At 34.3% G+C, this 16178-nt stretch carries 10 protein-coding genes; 3 read left to right on the top strand and 7 right to left on the bottom strand.

The genetic code is table 11. The annotated features are described in order from the left end of the window. The 5 genes from ACQH2O_RS03155 to ACQH2O_RS03135 form a co-directional block, all read right to left on the bottom strand. Positions 1-441, bottom strand: coding sequence for a phytanoyl-CoA dioxygenase family protein (locus tag ACQH2O_RS03155; RefSeq protein ID WP_425385296.1), 441 nt, complete (start codon positions 439-441; stop codon positions 1-3). Positions 442-444: 3 nt separating this feature from the next. After that, the gene (locus ACQH2O_RS03150; protein ID WP_006280066.1) at positions 445-2139 is read right to left on the bottom strand and encodes a WG repeat-containing protein; all 1695 of its coding nucleotides are present in this window, start codon (positions 2137-2139) and stop codon (positions 445-447) included. After that, the gene (locus ACQH2O_RS03145) at positions 2100-4436 is read right to left on the bottom strand and encodes a glycosyltransferase (RefSeq protein ID WP_006280065.1); all 2337 of its coding nucleotides are present in this window, start codon (positions 4434-4436) and stop codon (positions 2100-2102) included. Before ACQH2O_RS03145 ends, ACQH2O_RS03150 begins: the two co-directional genes overlap by 40 nt. Beyond that, a complete protein-coding gene (locus ACQH2O_RS03140) occupies positions 4393-5352 on the bottom strand; it encodes an NAD-dependent epimerase/dehydratase family protein (protein WP_006280064.1) in 960 nt (319 codons plus the stop codon). Before ACQH2O_RS03140 ends, ACQH2O_RS03145 begins: the two co-directional genes overlap by 44 nt. 131 nt (positions 5353-5483) lie before the next feature. Beyond that, positions 5484-6239 (bottom strand): NTP transferase domain-containing protein, encoded by a 756-nt coding sequence (locus ACQH2O_RS03135; protein ID WP_425385295.1) that lies wholly within the window; start codon positions 6237-6239, stop codon positions 5484-5486. Positions 6240-6932: 693 nt separating this feature from the next. On the opposite strand from ACQH2O_RS03135, the gene ACQH2O_RS03130 reads away from it, so the two are divergent. The 3 genes from ACQH2O_RS03130 (at position 6933) to ACQH2O_RS03120 (ending at position 13363) form a co-directional block, all read left to right on the top strand. Then, positions 6933-10460: a DEAD/DEAH box helicase gene (locus tag ACQH2O_RS03130; RefSeq protein ID WP_044471241.1), complete on the top strand. Its 3528-nt coding sequence runs from the start codon at positions 6933-6935 to the stop codon at positions 10458-10460. A 707-nt stretch (positions 10461-11167) separates the two neighbouring features. Beyond that, positions 11168-11293 (top strand): hypothetical protein, encoded by a 126-nt coding sequence (locus tag ACQH2O_RS03125; RefSeq protein ID WP_425385294.1) that lies wholly within the window; start codon positions 11168-11170, stop codon positions 11291-11293. A 6-nt stretch (positions 11294-11299) separates the two neighbouring features. Further along, entirely contained in the window at positions 11300-13363 is a 2064-nt protein-coding gene (locus tag ACQH2O_RS03120; protein WP_425385380.1) for an AAA family ATPase, read from the top strand. 1165 nt (positions 13364-14528) lie between these two features. Here ACQH2O_RS03120 and ltrA read toward each other — a convergent pair. Next, complete coding sequence (ltrA, locus tag ACQH2O_RS03115) at positions 14529-15842, bottom strand: group II intron reverse transcriptase/maturase (RefSeq protein ID WP_006280268.1); 1314 nt, start codon at positions 15840-15842, stop codon at positions 14529-14531. Next, entirely contained in the window at positions 15805-15933 is a 129-nt protein-coding gene (locus tag ACQH2O_RS03110) for a hypothetical protein (protein ID WP_255324786.1), read from the bottom strand. The genes ltrA and ACQH2O_RS03110 overlap by 38 nt, the downstream gene beginning before the upstream one ends. Between the last annotated feature and the right edge of the window lie 245 nt (positions 15934-16178).

The raw sequence follows: 16178 nt of genomic DNA, 5'->3' as shown, positions 1-16178 counted from the left end.
CTAGAGGCTGTATTTCCAGTTGTGACTATCTTCTATAACTTGTAGTGCACCTGAAGTTTTATTGACATTATTCAAAGCTAGCCAAACAGAAAAATGATAAGGGTCATTAAAGCTATAAGAGATGTCCTGATGGAAGGGAACTGCATCTATTAAATCAGCAGTTTTACATATAACATTTGATTTTTTCTGCAGTATCTGGCATTGAAGTGACTTTTCAAGATAATTTTTAATAATTTTATCTAATACTTGAGATACAATTCTAGTTACCTGAGATGATGTACCCCATCTTCCAGTGCAGTTTAAATAGTCAGAAGTTGAAACACCTAATTCTTGAGATAACTTTGATATCTTGCTTATTATATCATTTAAAGACTGAGTTATTAACTCTAAAGGAACTAGATTTTTGATAATAAAAAAACCATTTTTTTGCAATGCTTTCATATATTAACACCTAATGTCAATAACTGATAAATAATCTGTTAAAGGTACAATACTAAAAATTTTAAGCCCTTTTACTTGTTTTAGTATTCTTTTCCAATCGCTCAATGTCCTTAGTTTACCCCCTGTTTCAACCATTACATTAATATCTACAGAACCTCCCACTGGGGAGTAGTAATCTAGGATAGTTTCTATCACTAAAACGCGTGGTATTCCTTTATTTTTTACCAATTTTAAATAAGACAATACCTTATTATCATCATAATGCTGCAGAAAGCGGCAAAAGACACCTAATTCATAATTTGTAGCTGATAATTCTTCTTGAGTTATGAGTTTAATTTTTAAATCTTCTACTGCCTGCCTAGGCACTTTATGTTCGTTGTAATAATATAAGCCTATAGAACCTTTATTGTGTATATCAGAATAAGCAAGAAATAAAGAGTGTACGCCAAATAGCAATATATTTTTAGCACCATCTATATTAACCCTAGAATTAAACTCTTTAGTGTCAAACCTGGAATATCCTAGCAATGCTTGGTAAAACGCTATTTTCCTGTCTTCTGATGTTTCTTTCTCCTTAAAAGATTCAAATGAAGATATTGACTCCTGCCTTAATATATCGGCAATTTTTAACCAATTCTTTTCAGCGGCAACCCTTGCCCACATTGCTGCTGCTTTAGGCAAAAATGGTATTTCCTTAAAACACTTACCTTTTGATGATAGTTGCCATAAGTCCTTGTTCTTATCGTAATCAATAAACCCTATTTCCCACAACGCCCTTAACAGCCTTTCTAGATTTGGAACGATAATATTTAACTTTTGAGATAAAACTGGCATAGTTGCAGGTAAGATATTTAACAAATCAAGTTCAATAGCAACATTTGCGAGGTAAGTTTTCCAAAAGGCTGAAAGTTCTGCAGAAATCTTATGCACTTGAGATTCTTTATCTAAATCAAAAATACTAAACTTTACGTTTCCGGTAATATCGATCTGTCCTAATACACCTTCAAAAGTTTCAACTTTTGCCATGCCATTATAGAATGCTTCTACCATTTTAAATCTTTGCCGGTAAACAGGATTGCCATTAATATCTATATGAAACCAGCCATGCTTATCTTCTGCAATAGCAAATCCTTTATGAAAAACATTAAGCTTTTTATACCATTTATTATGTACTAACTTTCCATGATTATTAATATGTGTAGCTTTACCATCTTTATGGACTACAGCGATACCATCCTTAAAATCCCCAACATAATTGTATTCTTGCTCATAAACTCTATTGCCGTTCAAATCAATATGAAAAAACTTATCATGCTTTCTAATCACACAAATATCTTCTTGGTAATTTCCAATCCATTGATACGAATGTTTGTATACTCTACATCCAGATGGATCAATATGGTAATACCCTGTGTCATCTTCTACGGCTGCTCTATTGCAGTAAAATCCAAAAGTTTTTAAAAATCTGTCGCGATAAATTGCTTCTCCCATTGCATCGATGTGATAAGCGCCTGTCTCATCATAAACTGGTGCAAGGCCAGGCTCGTGAAATTTATCAACTCTAATAAATCTATTTTTGTACAAAGGATTTTCTGACAATTGGTGAAACCTTTCACAGGGGGAAACCCTAATAGATTTAAGGTACTCACTATCTTTCATTAATTGACTAATGGTTTTCTCATGTTGCATGTTTTGCATAATTCATAGTTTAAATAATTCTTTTGTAAGTTTAGGTACTCGCTACTTTGCCATATTTCCTCCAGTTTAACTTCATTAACATTGCCAAAATCTCCTAATGTTTTGCGTAGTTCATCTGGAGCACAGCAGGGACTAAACTTGCCTTCATTGTTTATCCATGCTTCTTTACCTAAAAATGGGCACTGACCACCTGGAGCCAAATCCTTGATACCCTCTTGAGAAAGGATCGTAAAATTTTCTAATTTTATCTTTTTACCATTTGGCAATAGCATATTATCCCTAAGTTCATATAACCTTCCCACCTCCGTATTCCATCTACTAATTGCTAATTCATCTCTCCTCATAGATAGATCCTTAATTTCCTTAAAATGTGCCCAAAGATGATGTCCTTTAACTCTATCTATGCCATTTTTTATAGCCATCTCAACTATGTCGTAAAGTTCATGTAAATTACTTTCTAAAAATGTTAATTGTAAAGTAACGGTACACCTTTCACCTGTATCGCTAAAGTATTTATCTCTAACTTCAAGGAAAGTTTTTAAATTTTCTGTCACTACTTCCCATTTTGAACCTTTCATGATTCTTTCATGAGTTTCTTTAGTTGCCCCATTCCAGGAAATCTTAACATCAGATAAAATTGGTACCAATAGTTCAGCCCATTTTCTAGCTCCTTTAATAGGAAAAGAACCATTGGTCGTGAGGTTAAGCTTCAGGCCGAACTCATGGCACAAATTGATTATTTCATCAAAGCTTTTATACATTAAAGGCTCACCCATAGTAGAAGGAATGATTTCCCTTAAAGGTGTTCCATCTGCTTCCTTAATTACCTTCCTGATAGTTTCTATTGACATTATCTTGGGTTTTATCCCTTTAGCTTTCTTCTCCTCTTTAACTTTACTATATGGTGAAAAGCATTCACACATTACACAAGCAAAGTTGCAGTAATCTGGATTAGTATCAAAAGTAATTCTCCAAGGACCAGGTTTTGTAGCCACTGATTTGCCTTTATTTTCAATAACATTACGGTAAATTTTGTTAAGTTTCTCAGTATGCTCACTTATAGAAGGTACATTACCATTTTTAGTATAAAGATAGCCTCTTTGGGTCAGTTCACTGTATAATTCCTGGTCTGTAGATAGGACTTGCATTTTTTCTGACAAACTATTTGTATCTCTATGCTTAAATAATAGTCCGTTTATTCCATCTCTTACATATTCTGCCATGCCACCATAATCAGCCGTTATTACTGGTACACTCAGTTGCTGTGCTTCATGTATTACTAATGGTGAATTTTCACCCCAAATTGAAGGAACAACTATCGCATCAACTTTATTAAATACATCAGTAACTATATTTTTATTGTTATAACTTCCCATCCATTCTATCCTTTCTTTAACAGCATGTGGAAACTGATCGGCAATCGCTTTTAAAGTTTTAGTTTCTTCCCTTGCCGCTCCCCAAATTCTAAGTTTTGCTTTAGATGATAAGCGAGAAAAAGCCTTCAATAATAGGTCAACACCTTTCTCGGGAGTATGAGTACCTATATAACCGAAAATAAACCCTTTTTCTTGCACCCTATTTCTATTCTTAAGACGATTTAGATCAAAACCATAATCAAGATAAGAAATTTTGTTTATCGGAACATTAAAGTCTTGAGTAAATTTATCCATTAAGAATTTTGACGGAGCAATGAAGTAATCTATATAGTCCACTACTTTCTTTGTTTGCTTCATTCTAGTTGCAACCCATTGTTCCCAATAATTTAAGTCTGAATTCAAGAATTCTTCATCTCCTGTAAAATGCCCCTTGTAACATTGGGTTGCACATTTTTGATCCTTCTGTCCATCACAAAGCCGTAACAAATCTTCAGAATTACGTTGAATAAATCTTCCTCTTGGACACATTAACCAAAAATCATGTAGCGTAAAAATTGTAGGTATATTTTCTTTAAAAGCAACTTCTGGTAAAGTAATTGATAGATGATTAAGATGACCAAAATGTATAAGATCTGGTTGAAAGTTATCTATTATTCTTTTAAATTTTATATTTACTTCTTCATTGATAAATTTGTAACGATATTTAGTTGTAGGTATATTAATTAAATTCAGTAAGATCCGGGAATCACTACAGTCCAGAGCTATAGTATAATGGAAATCAGGTAAGAAGCTGTTTTCATGCCTAGTAAATATTTGTACCTCATTATTATTGGCTAGTTCATGGGCAAGAGTTTGGCTGTAAACCTCCGAACCAGCGCTATAATAAGGAGGGTAACCATGAATAACTTTTAATATTTTCATATATTACCATATCTATATTGTTAGGATATTCTTGTGTATTGTTTTGTAGACTTTTTATAAATTTACCTAATCCTACTTTTAATGAATGCTTTGGAGACCAACCAAGTAGCTCTTTAGCTCTAGTAAAATCACCATGGAACTTAGTTACGTCAAAATTTCTTGGAGGATAAAAATCAATTCTAGAATCACTTTCCGTGACTTTTAATATTGTTTTTGCTAAGTTTTCTAAAGTACATGGGCTATTAGTAGTAAGATGAATAGCAGGAAGAGAAGATTTCTCGTTTTGTAAATATTTAACAGTTAAGTATATACCCTCTATAACATCATCCAAATAGGTAAAATCAAAAACACATTCTTTACCTTCTATCCTAATTGGATCGCCTTTCAATGCATTGATACAGAGTGCAGGAATTACTCTACTACTATGATCTAGTAAACCACCATATACATTTGAGAAGCGTAATATTGCTACATTAAAGTTAGAACCTTTTAAATTTATTACTTGTTCTTCAATAAATGCTTTACCTTTGGCGTAATTATTTATTGGGTTGATACTAGCAGACTCTGCAACTGGTAGTTCCTTTTGTTCTCCATATACTTCTCTACTGCTTGCATATATAAACCATGGTTTATTCGGAAGCGACTTGCAGAATTCTAAGAATTGGATTGTACCATCGACATTAACTTTTTGGCACAATTCAGGATAAAGCTCACCATGTATAACTCTAGAAATTGCAGCCAGATGAATAACCCCCGTACACTTAGCGAGTAGCGGCATTATATCTTCTGAAAAAAAACTGAGTGGGTTGTCGCGAAACCTAATATCGCAGCTTATTACTTCATAACCCTGCTTTTCTAACTTTTCTACTAAAGCCGATCCTATCAAACCTGCAGCACCTGTTATTAATATTCCCATGTGTCCCTCTCACTACAACCAGGAAAATCTTTCACACCTATCATCTTACAAGTAAGACTTAAAAAGCATTATAAAACTAGTATAAAACAAATGTCAACTTAAATTAAGGATCAATGAATAAAAAAATATAGTTATGAAAGAAGGGTTGGTTGTCTTCTTCTATTTGCCTGAAAATAACGTTCTGCTTTGACCAAATCCTCTTTGTTATTTACCCCCATTGCTTCCTTTTCGTCAGCGACTACATAACCTGCACGTAAGTTATTGCTTGCTGCAATGGGTATTATATCATTAAGACAACATTCGTTGGTCGAATCATTAAATTTTACTTCTTTTATTAGGGTATAAAGATCTTTAGCGTATGAAACCATTATTCCAGAGTTTGCAAGAAGAATTTCATCTTCACTTTTCAAGACTTTTTGAACATTGTCATTATCATCAATTACTAATCTTCCATATTGCTTATCTTGACTATTAAATCCAAGAAGAACTAAATTATTACACTTTAAACAATCAGTCATTCTCATAACTGTATCACTAGATATAAACGGGGTGTCTCCGTACTGTATTAAAACTATGTCTTGGTCAGATAACCGCTCCAGGCTTTCTAGGGCAATTTTAACTGCAGTGCCAGTACCTGTAATATTTTCTTGAATTATCAATTTTATATTATATTTATCAATTATATCTTTTAAGGTACTAAATCTTTCTAACTCCTTTAGAAAAGGCTTGTTAATGACAATTGATAGACTTTTTAAACTCAGCGGTTTTGCATTGTGAATTATATGCTCTAAAAGAGTAAAATTTCCTACTAGGTGTAGTGTTTTTGAGTACTGTGAATTCATTCTACTGCTTTTTCCTGCTGCTAATATTATCAACGTGTTATCCATACATAACTCAAGAACTTACTAGGAGGTAAGTTAAGTGATAATTAATGAGTTGTAAAGTCTACTATAGTTTCCTAAATGATCCAGAAAAAATAATTAACATGCTTGAAATATATAAATCCTCTATGACGCTAATATAGATTAGCCGATAAAGTAAGCTTCCCAGAACTACTCATTTATATTGACCCATCAGTACTTATACAAAAGCTAGTTAATCGAGAAAATAGGCAAATCCTTATCAACGGCCTACTACTTTTCCTAACTTATGCTTCCTTGTTATATTGTTGAGTATACTTTTTAAATAGTTTTTTTCTGTTTTCTATCAACCAATAGAAGTTTCTTTTAGCCCATAAGGATATTTATATAGGAACTGATATTTTCTATGCTGGCAAGAGTCTTGACGCCGTAAAAAAAACTACTCAATAATTGGGTAACTTCTGATGACATTTTCACTGTACATTTATCGCACAACATTAGTGCTACAATCACAGGTGTAAAGGTATTAAACAACCTTTAAAAAGTTTCACTTTTCCCTTAATCAATTTTTCCTTTGATATAAGTGTTTATTGCTTTTGCCCTCTCTGTTGTTATAATTAACATTTTGTAGTAGTTCAAGATGAGTTTTGCATATTCAGAGAAAATCGTCCATAGAATCAGCATCTAGCTTATCTAGGTTAAAATATATAGTTTTACAAGATGACTATTTATGGAAGAACATGGTGGGGTAAGAAGTGGCTCCAGTCTTTTGACGGAATAGATTATGATAACCGTCTTCCACGTGGCAGAACTTGTGCTAATACTGGTCGAGCTTTTGGTATTAAAATTAATGGTCACATAGTTACAGCTAAAGTTCATAGCTCAGGATCTTACCCATATCGTGGTTCAAAACCTCAACCATATAAAGTCAAAATTATACTCAATGAATTAAGCTCATCAGAACAACAGACCATTCGTCAAATTATTGAAACTTCACCAGCTATATTAGCTAAATTGATAAATAGACAATTATCAGCCAGCTTGTTTGATAAGCTTAATGATCTTGGGATTAAATTATTTCCTTCAAATTGGCAGGAGATGAATGCAAGTTGTAGTTGTCCTGATTGGGCTATGCCTTGTAAACACATTGCTGCTGTAATTTATCTTATTGCTGCAGAAATTGATAAAAACCCCTTCATGATTTTTAATATTCATAATTGTAATTTGTCAGCACTTATCGATGATTTTGGGAATGGAAAATTAGAAAATGCTCAAAACATTTTAAAGATAGATGATATATTTAAGGCATGTTCTAAAATTAGAATACATAACCAAGCAATTTTAAATGATATTGATTTATCAACTATTCCTAACCTTTTTGATTGTATCAGTAGTATTTTAACAGATAATCCACTTTTTTTTGAAAAAAACTTTCATAATATCTTACAGATAGCTTATAAGCATTGGCAAAAGTATCCTGCAGGAAGATTAGTGTACTATCCAGCTTCTAAGAAGGAACTATCAGAAGAGGAGCTATTTATTAAAAGATGGGGAAATATTGAGAATTGGCAAACATTTCAACTATTCATTGATGATCAGCATTACCTTACTCAAGTGAGCAATGGTACAACTAATTTATTTAGGCTCAGTGGAAATGTATTGAGGGATGTAGCACGATTTTTAAATGATATTCCTAGTTCGTTACTCCACAAACTTAACCCTGAACTTCGCTTCATGCATATGATTTCACAGTTTGCACATATGCTAATGGAAAAGTCAGCGCTAATACCACAAGTATTACAAAACAAAAGAGGAGAAGTAATAATTAGGTGGATTCCGGCGTTGTTTAATGAGTCAGTTAAGGAAATTCATAGCAAGATATCATCTATTTGTCCGCCTCTATTGATTAAATATCAAGAAATCGTTATGGAACCAGAGGAACAAGTAAATGTTGCTATCTCTCTCATCCTTTTAGGGTATATAGAAGATAACTTTCCTGCATCACTGGATAAGCATAGAGATAAATCCATCTTTGAATTATTCTTTACTGGAAGATCATACAAGTTTACTGAGTTTAGCAACAAGGAAATACCGCAAGCAATTAATCTCTGGCTTTCACGTCTTTATTTAGCAGATAAACCTTACAAACTCTATTTAATGATAAAAGATCACCATGAAAAATTTGAACTTGAGGTACAGTTATCACTGGATGATGAGAAGTCATTCATCAAGCTGGAAAAAGCACTCTCTAATCAAAACGTAAAGCTTAGTATTTTATCTGATCTTGCACTTTTGTCTGAATATATACCTGAACTAGAAAAGTCGATTGACGATAATAGCACATTATCATTTAATTTAGATAATTTTGCACCATTATTTTTGCATATCTTGCCTGTACTAAGAGCAATAGGCATCAAAGTTATTTTGCCGAAATCTTTACAAAAAATCTTAAAACCACAATTAAGTCTTAATTTGTCTACTAAAGATAAAATAAAAGAAGATCGCGAAAGCTTTTTAACGCTGGAAAATTTATTGAAATTTGATTGGAAAGTAGCAATAGGAGATAAAAAACTAAGCGTTACAGAATTTAAAAAATTGCTAAAAGATTCCCGAGGGCTTGTGCGAATAGTCGATCAGTACGTCCTTTTGGATGACAAAGAGGTAGAAGCTTTATTAAAAAAACTTGATAAATTGCCTGATTATTTAAGTCAAGCAGAGCTTATGCAAGCTGCTCTAACAGGAGAAGTAAATGAAACTAAAGTAGCATTTGACCAGCAGCTTACAAGCTTATTTAATAAACTTAATACTTACACACCTGTTACTACACCAAATAATCTAATAGCACAACTACGCCCATATCAAGAACGTGGATTTAGTTGGCTTGTACAGAACATAGAAAACGGGTTTGGTAGCATAATTGCTGATGATATGGGTCTTGGTAAAACATTACAGGTTATAGCAGCTATTCTGTGTTGCAAAAATACAGGGTTTTTGGATCGGGACAGAGTCTTGGTAGTAGCTCCCACAAGCATATTAAGTAATTGGCAACGAGAGATGGAACGTTTTGCACCAGAATTAAAGCTTTTCGTCTATCACGGACAAAATCGAGAATTGGCAAGTGATTATGATGTAGCTCTAACATCCTATGGTCTTGCACGTCGTGATAAAAAAGAACTTAATAAAATTCGCTGGTTTTTGCTCGTGATTGATGAAGCACAAAATATAAAAAATCCTAATACCGAACAAACCAAGGCAATTAAAACTATTGCAGCAAAACATAAGATAGCTATGAGTGGTACGCCTGTTGAGAATAGGTTGCTTGAGTATTGGAGCATTTTTGACTTTATCAACAAATCTTATCTTGGTACTCCTAAGCAGTTTAAAAGCAGCTTTGCAACACCGATTGAAAAAGCAAGAGATAAAACTTGTCTAGAAAGGTTTATGAAAATCACTAGCCCTTTTATGTTACGTAGGCTTAAGAGTGATAAAAGCATTATTCAGGATTTACCAGATAAAATTGAGAACAATCGTTATTGTTCCCTCACTTCAGAGCAAACAGCGCTTTATCAAAAGGTTGTTGATACAACTATGGAGAAGATAGAAAAAAGTGAAGGGATTGAACGTAAGGGACTAATCTTTAAACTTATCAATGCTTTAAAGCAAATTTGTAACCATCCATCACAGTTTGGCAAGAAAAAGCGTGCGAGTATTGAACAATCCGGTAAAATGCAGATGCTTGAGGAAATATTGATTAGTATTGGTGAAGTTGCAGAAAAATCATTGATATTTACTCAATACACTGAAATGGGTGAGATTATAGCTAGGCTACTTGAAGAAAGGTTTGAATCAGAAGTGCCATTTTTACATGGAGGACTTTCTAGAAAAGCACGTGATACAATGATTAATGACTTTCAAAACTTATTCCAGTCCAACATTCTTATAGTGTCTTTAAAAGCTGGTGGAACAGGGCTTAATTTAACAGCGGCAAACCATGTAATACATTACGATTTATGGTGGAATCCAGCAGTGGAAGCACAAGCAACAGATCGGGCCTATCGTATCGGGCAAGAACGTAATGTCATGGTGTACAGGCTACTTTCAACAGGTACATTTGAAGAGCGTATTGATGAGATGATTCAAAGCAAGAAGGAATTAGCAAACCTAACTATAAGTAGTGGCGAGAGTTGGATTACAGAATTTAACAACGATCAATTAAGAGATTTAGTTAATATAAAAAATGCACTATAATATAGCTGAGTTATTTAATGTAAAGAACCAGCTAACTACCGCTAATAGTTCAAAATAGAGACAAAGATTTATATTTCGTACTTTATGTCTCATTGGTAGGCAAAAAGCCTGTAATTACGTTTTAAAGTGATTCCACTTTAAACTGTACCCTTTAGCACCTGTAATGCCCTTTAAAATTTGAATAAAAAGCATCTTTAATAATTCTATTCATGAACCAAAAAGTAATTGCCGTTTTCAGAAACTTTTCATTTTTACAGATGGCTTGAAAAGATTATCATTAATAGGTAGGCCAAACTCCTCCAAAGAAAAAAGTTTTTAATTTTTTCAGAAAAAGTCATAAGAAACCCGGTATATATATAGTAGAGGGTTTTCTATCAAAGACACCATTATGAATTATATAGCAGAAAGAAAACATTAGTTTTTTTAATTTATTTTAAATATATCAACAGAATAAAAACTAAGTGGTTGACATGGTGAGTAAAATGTAGTAGAATTATAATAGAGTATTTTTCCTTAAAAGAAAGAAGATACTAAAACCTCACTTTTCACCTGAACTGACTTCCTTTACTTGTTAATATACTTTTCAAGCTTTGCCAAGAGAACCCCCACCGTAGTTTTTACTTACATAATGAAAGAGTAAGACCCCAATCAAAACAGCCTTACTCAAAAACCTTTCAAACGCTTAATCTTAAAAGGAGTTTCAACTTATGGTACAAGATTTTTTAACTGATGTCAAACAAAAAAATACTTTAAATGATGAATATTATGATTTTAATAATACTGTAGAACCATTAGAGCAATTTGATGTAGAAGAAATAAAAAGACAACTATGATTAAACATAAGATCATGCCTTTCTTATTTATTCCCAAGGGGAACTTTTCATGGAGATGAATTCCGAATAGGTGATGTGCATGGTAACAAAGGACAAAGCCTCAGAGTAGCATTAACTGGTGGAAAAGCCGGACTCTGGCAGGATTTTGCAACTGGGCAGAAAGGTGATGTTCTTGATATTTGGGCAGGTGCACAGGGAAAAGATACAAAGAGAGACTTTTGTGAAGTGATGGCCTCTATAAGTGAATGTCTTGGATATAACAAGAAATGCGCAAAGGCTGAAGAAGACTTCGAGAAATTTATTACCCACAGTTGGAATTATTATGATGAAAATGGTCAGGTCATTGTAAAAATTTATCGTTCTGATCCTCCTAAAGGAAAAAAGCAATATAAGCCTTTTGATGTTAAACAATCTCGGTATGGTGCGCCAAAAGTAAGACCTCTCTATAACATACCAAGTATTTTAAAGTCTGATAAAGTTGTTCTGGTTGAAGGGGAAAAATGTGCAGAAGCGCTGATAGAACAAGGTATCACAGCAACAACAGCAATGTCTGGAGCAAACGCACCAATTGATAAAACAGACTGGTCACCACTTAAAGGTAAGCATATTATCATTTGGCCAGATAATGATGAAGCAGGTAATAAATACGCAAAAAATGCTGAAAAAAAGCTTTTAGAGATCGGAGTTGCATCACTTGCTGTGCTTGAAATTCCTCGAGGTAAGCCTGAGAAATGGGATGCTGCTGATTGTGTAGAGGAAGGTATAGATGTCAAAGAGTTTTTAGCTTCAACTCCGTTGCTTACTATTGATACTCCAGCTACTGATACTTCAAATATGAAAAGTTTAAAAAGATCCACAAAACAGCCACTTAACATTTTAGATTGGAGTGCAGAGCGCTTTGTAGGTCCGGTACCAGAGCAAAAGTTTCTTGTTGAAGGTCTATTTCCTTTAGGTGTTACTTCAATAATAGCAGCAATGGGAGATACAGGCAAAGGTATGCTTCTTCTTGACCTAGCGCTTAAGGTTGCAAGTGATAAGGATCAGATGTGTGGCTTTGGTTCACTTGTTACTGAACATGGATCAGTAGTGATTTTTTCAGCAGAAGATGATGCAAGTGAGATACACCGCCGCTTAGAACGACTCGACCCTAAGTGTGAAAGGTTGAAACATAAAGATAAATTATTTATTGTACCACTGCCAAACGTCAGAGGATCACTTACAATACTCAGAAATGTTCGTGGTAAAATCGTCGAAGTTTCTCCTGAATTCGAATCCGTAATGAAACAGCTCGAGGAAATTAAAGATCTGAAATTGATAGTATTTGATCCACTTGCTTCATTTATCCATGCAGATATAAATGCTGATCCTGCTGTAGGGGATTATCTAATGTGCTTATTATCTGATTTAGCATGTAGTACTGGAGCTTCGATAATTACTGCTCATCACATGAGAAAGCCAAAAGGAGAAAAACCAATATTAACTGCTGAACAAGCACGCGATGCAATTAGAGGTACCTCTGCTCTTGTTAATGGTGTTAGATGCTCATACGCTTTTTGGCCAATAGAAAATACAGCTAGGCTAGAAATCTTTAAGGCAGTAGGAGAAACACCAAGACAGAATGCTTTGTTTCATGGGGCAGTTGTGAAGGCCAATGGTTTAGCTGATCGCACTGTAAGAACTTACCTAAGAAATCAGGAAACAGGGCTACTAGAAGATATAACAATACAACTAACAGTTAAAAATGCTAGTGAAAAAGACCTTAAAATATGTCTTACTGATGCAATTACACGATCTGCTGTTGCAGGACACCCATTTACTCACACAGGAAGCACAGGAGTATATAAACAACGGCATAGGCTACCTGAGATTTTCCACAGTATGGGAAGAGATCGACTAGAGCGTATAGTTCAGGAACTTTTACAAGCAAAGCAGTTAGTTAAAGGAATGTCTACAGGTGCAAAAGAGGATAAGTGGCTTGACATTCCAACTGGACCATTTGCTTGTGGTATAGGAAAGTTCACTCTTGGAGCTGAAGATTTTAGCTATAGGCAAAATTTAATGTTAGGATAAGTCTTTCTTTATGGGTGGCTCTTTAAATATTTTAGAGTTGCCCTATTTTCTCTATTCAATCTACCATCTACTCAATCTAACTTCGGAGCCACAACCCTATTATAAGTTATGATTTCAATTAAAAAGGGATAAGACATCAAATGGTTGAATTATATTCCTGATTCCTTGGTTACTAAATAAGTAATGAGAAACTAGGAAGCTAAAGATCGCTTGAATCCTAACCTTTTGCCCTCTATTCCTAAAAGTGTTCCTAGTTATTATGTGTCTGAAGTCAGCCAGTATAGCGGATTCTGCGTTCCTAAAACCCTTATATATTATATATATATAATAGTAATAAATAATAATAGATAATATAAAATAATAGTAAAATACAAATAAAGTACAATAACTTAAACAGCAAAAAGAAAGAAGTCCAGAAAGGCTGCCACAAAATATTATTAAGATATTTACATTTAATGAAAAATACAATTAGTGCGTTTTTAAAAGGCTCTTACTCTCATCTTTTTTTTATGCTGATAAAACTCAAATAAACGTTGGTCTGCTAATGCGGTTTTAAAACGATTCTACGACTTCAGGGTACAATTATACCACCAAGACCTAAGTTGCTCATGTAAGGTAGCTTAAAAATCGATTATGAGGCATTTCTAAATTATTTTTTATCTCAAATTTTTATTTATTACAAAAAACCCTAAAGCTAGTCTATCATGTTTTTTTGTTGGTTGCAAAGAAAATTTTTCAAAAAAGATTGAACAACTTGTGGTGAGTATAAGGGGTTAATGGAGACTATATGAGAATACAACAACTTTTATTGCAAACCTCTGAGCAATTGATTGCAAAACTCTCAGTGATGAAACAATCTTTATCAGCAAATTGTAGATGAAGCTAAAGGAAAAAAGTTTGAAGTTACTGCCATAGAAGAAGAGACAGAAGCTCGTAAAATTTGATTGCTGCTTAAAATGGAGACAAAGAGCAAAGTTTATTTACGTCTCCAACAGAAAAGCTTCTTTTGTAGTAGTCAAAAAAAGCAGAGATATAGGGCTTTCTGAAGGGAGGGGGTCTGGTAGAGACTCATGACCTTGAAACCAGCGATTTGGTCTCATAACCATAGTCTCCCCAAAAGAACCGTGCTTGCGGATTTCCCGCACACGGCTCCACAATACAGCGTTCACACTAGTGCTCCTGTGTATAAAGAAACATATACCTTTGGTTTTGGTAATGGATTTACTTTTAAATAGTGTATAAATTGTTCCCAATCCATACTTTTCTTTTGACTACGTCGGTTTATCCACTTAAATGCTAACTTTGTTACCGGTCGATAGAATTGAATCAAACACCGATAATTTCCGCTAACTCCGAAGTAGCTATAGTGTCCTGTTAGTTTGGCTTTAAGTTTCTGCCACCAATCTTTGAGACAGATACGACTTCGTACCATCTTCAACCATTCTTTGATTTCTTTAATCTTTCTGGCTAGGCTTATTTTTGAAGTTTTCTGCTTCATCATAAGTTTACCATTACGACTTTTTCCACAATAATGTGTAAATCCTAGAAAGTTGAAGCTAGCCGTCCTACGTTTCTCTCTTTCTGCTTGATACCATTCTTTCTTACCAAACTTTACTATTTTTGTTTTATTTTCAGCTATTTCCAACCCAAATTTACTTAGTCTTTGTTTCAGTAATTCTAGAAATTCTTTTGCGTCTTCTTCCCTCTCGCAGCCAACTACAAAATCGTCGCAAAACCTTATTAGCTGTAAATATCCTCTGGCTTTTGGCTTAAATTTCTTTTCAAACCATAAGTCCAGCACATAGTGTAAGTATATATTAGCTAATACAGGGCTTACTATACCACCTTGTGGTGTGCCTTGATCGGTTGCTTTATAACATCCAACTTCGACTATTCCTGCCTTTAGAAATCGTTTTATTAACCACAATAAATTTGGGTCAGCTATTCGTTCCCTTAGACAATTCATTAGCCATTTATGTTGAACATTATCAAAGAACTTCTTGATATCCACTTCTACAATATAGTTAATTGGTTTGTGCATAACTGCTTTATCTAGAGCGTTTATCGCCTGATGACAATTTCTTCCTGGTCGAAATCCATACGAGCTGTCCATAAAGTTTGCTTCATAAATATTTTCTAATATCTTCTTTAGCATTACCTGTACCAACTTATCTTCCGTTGATGGTATTCCGAGACCGCGCTTCTCTTTGCTCCCGGCTTTGGGTATGTATACCCTTTTCACTGGTAGCGGTTGATATTGTTTTCTCTTCATACTATCCACTAGTGTTTTAAGTTTCTCTTCTAGATTTTCTCCATAAGCTTCCACTGTCACACGATCTATACCACAAGCCTTGTTGCGTTTTAGTTCCTTATAACACTCTGCAAGATTCTCTTCATTAATCAAATGAACTAATGATGTAAATTTTACTCGCTTATCTTGCTTAGCCCTTACTGCTATCTGGTTTAGTTTTCCTTGCATACTCCTCTAATCTCTGTTGTATTGGTATAGCAATCCCTATACCAGTCACTATATTGCTAACCGCTTCCCCTTGTATGTGGCTTTCCCACACTCCGAGTACTATCAGTTAGTCCGACTTCCTTTGCATCTTCCTCCAGTCCTCGCCTTTATTGACTTGTTCCAGAGTACCCTTACAGGAATACAAAGGATCTCCCAAGTTCACGTAAGGTCCATCTCAACACATGACGCGGCCTTCGATCCCGATGAGGTGAGTAATATCTTGCCTTAGCGTTATTACCCATGTTGCCTTCCACCAAATGTAAAGTGTCAGCCCCATGACGCGTGAATTACGGGACT

Origin of the sequence: Wolbachia endosymbiont (group B) of Schoenobius gigantella (assembly GCF_964031005.1) — a bacterium.
Taxonomy (GTDB): domain Bacteria; phylum Pseudomonadota; class Alphaproteobacteria; order Rickettsiales; family Anaplasmataceae; genus Wolbachia; species Wolbachia pipientis.
The sequence above is the reverse complement of the archived record's forward strand: the minus strand, read 5'-3'. Positions and strand labels throughout refer to the sequence as shown.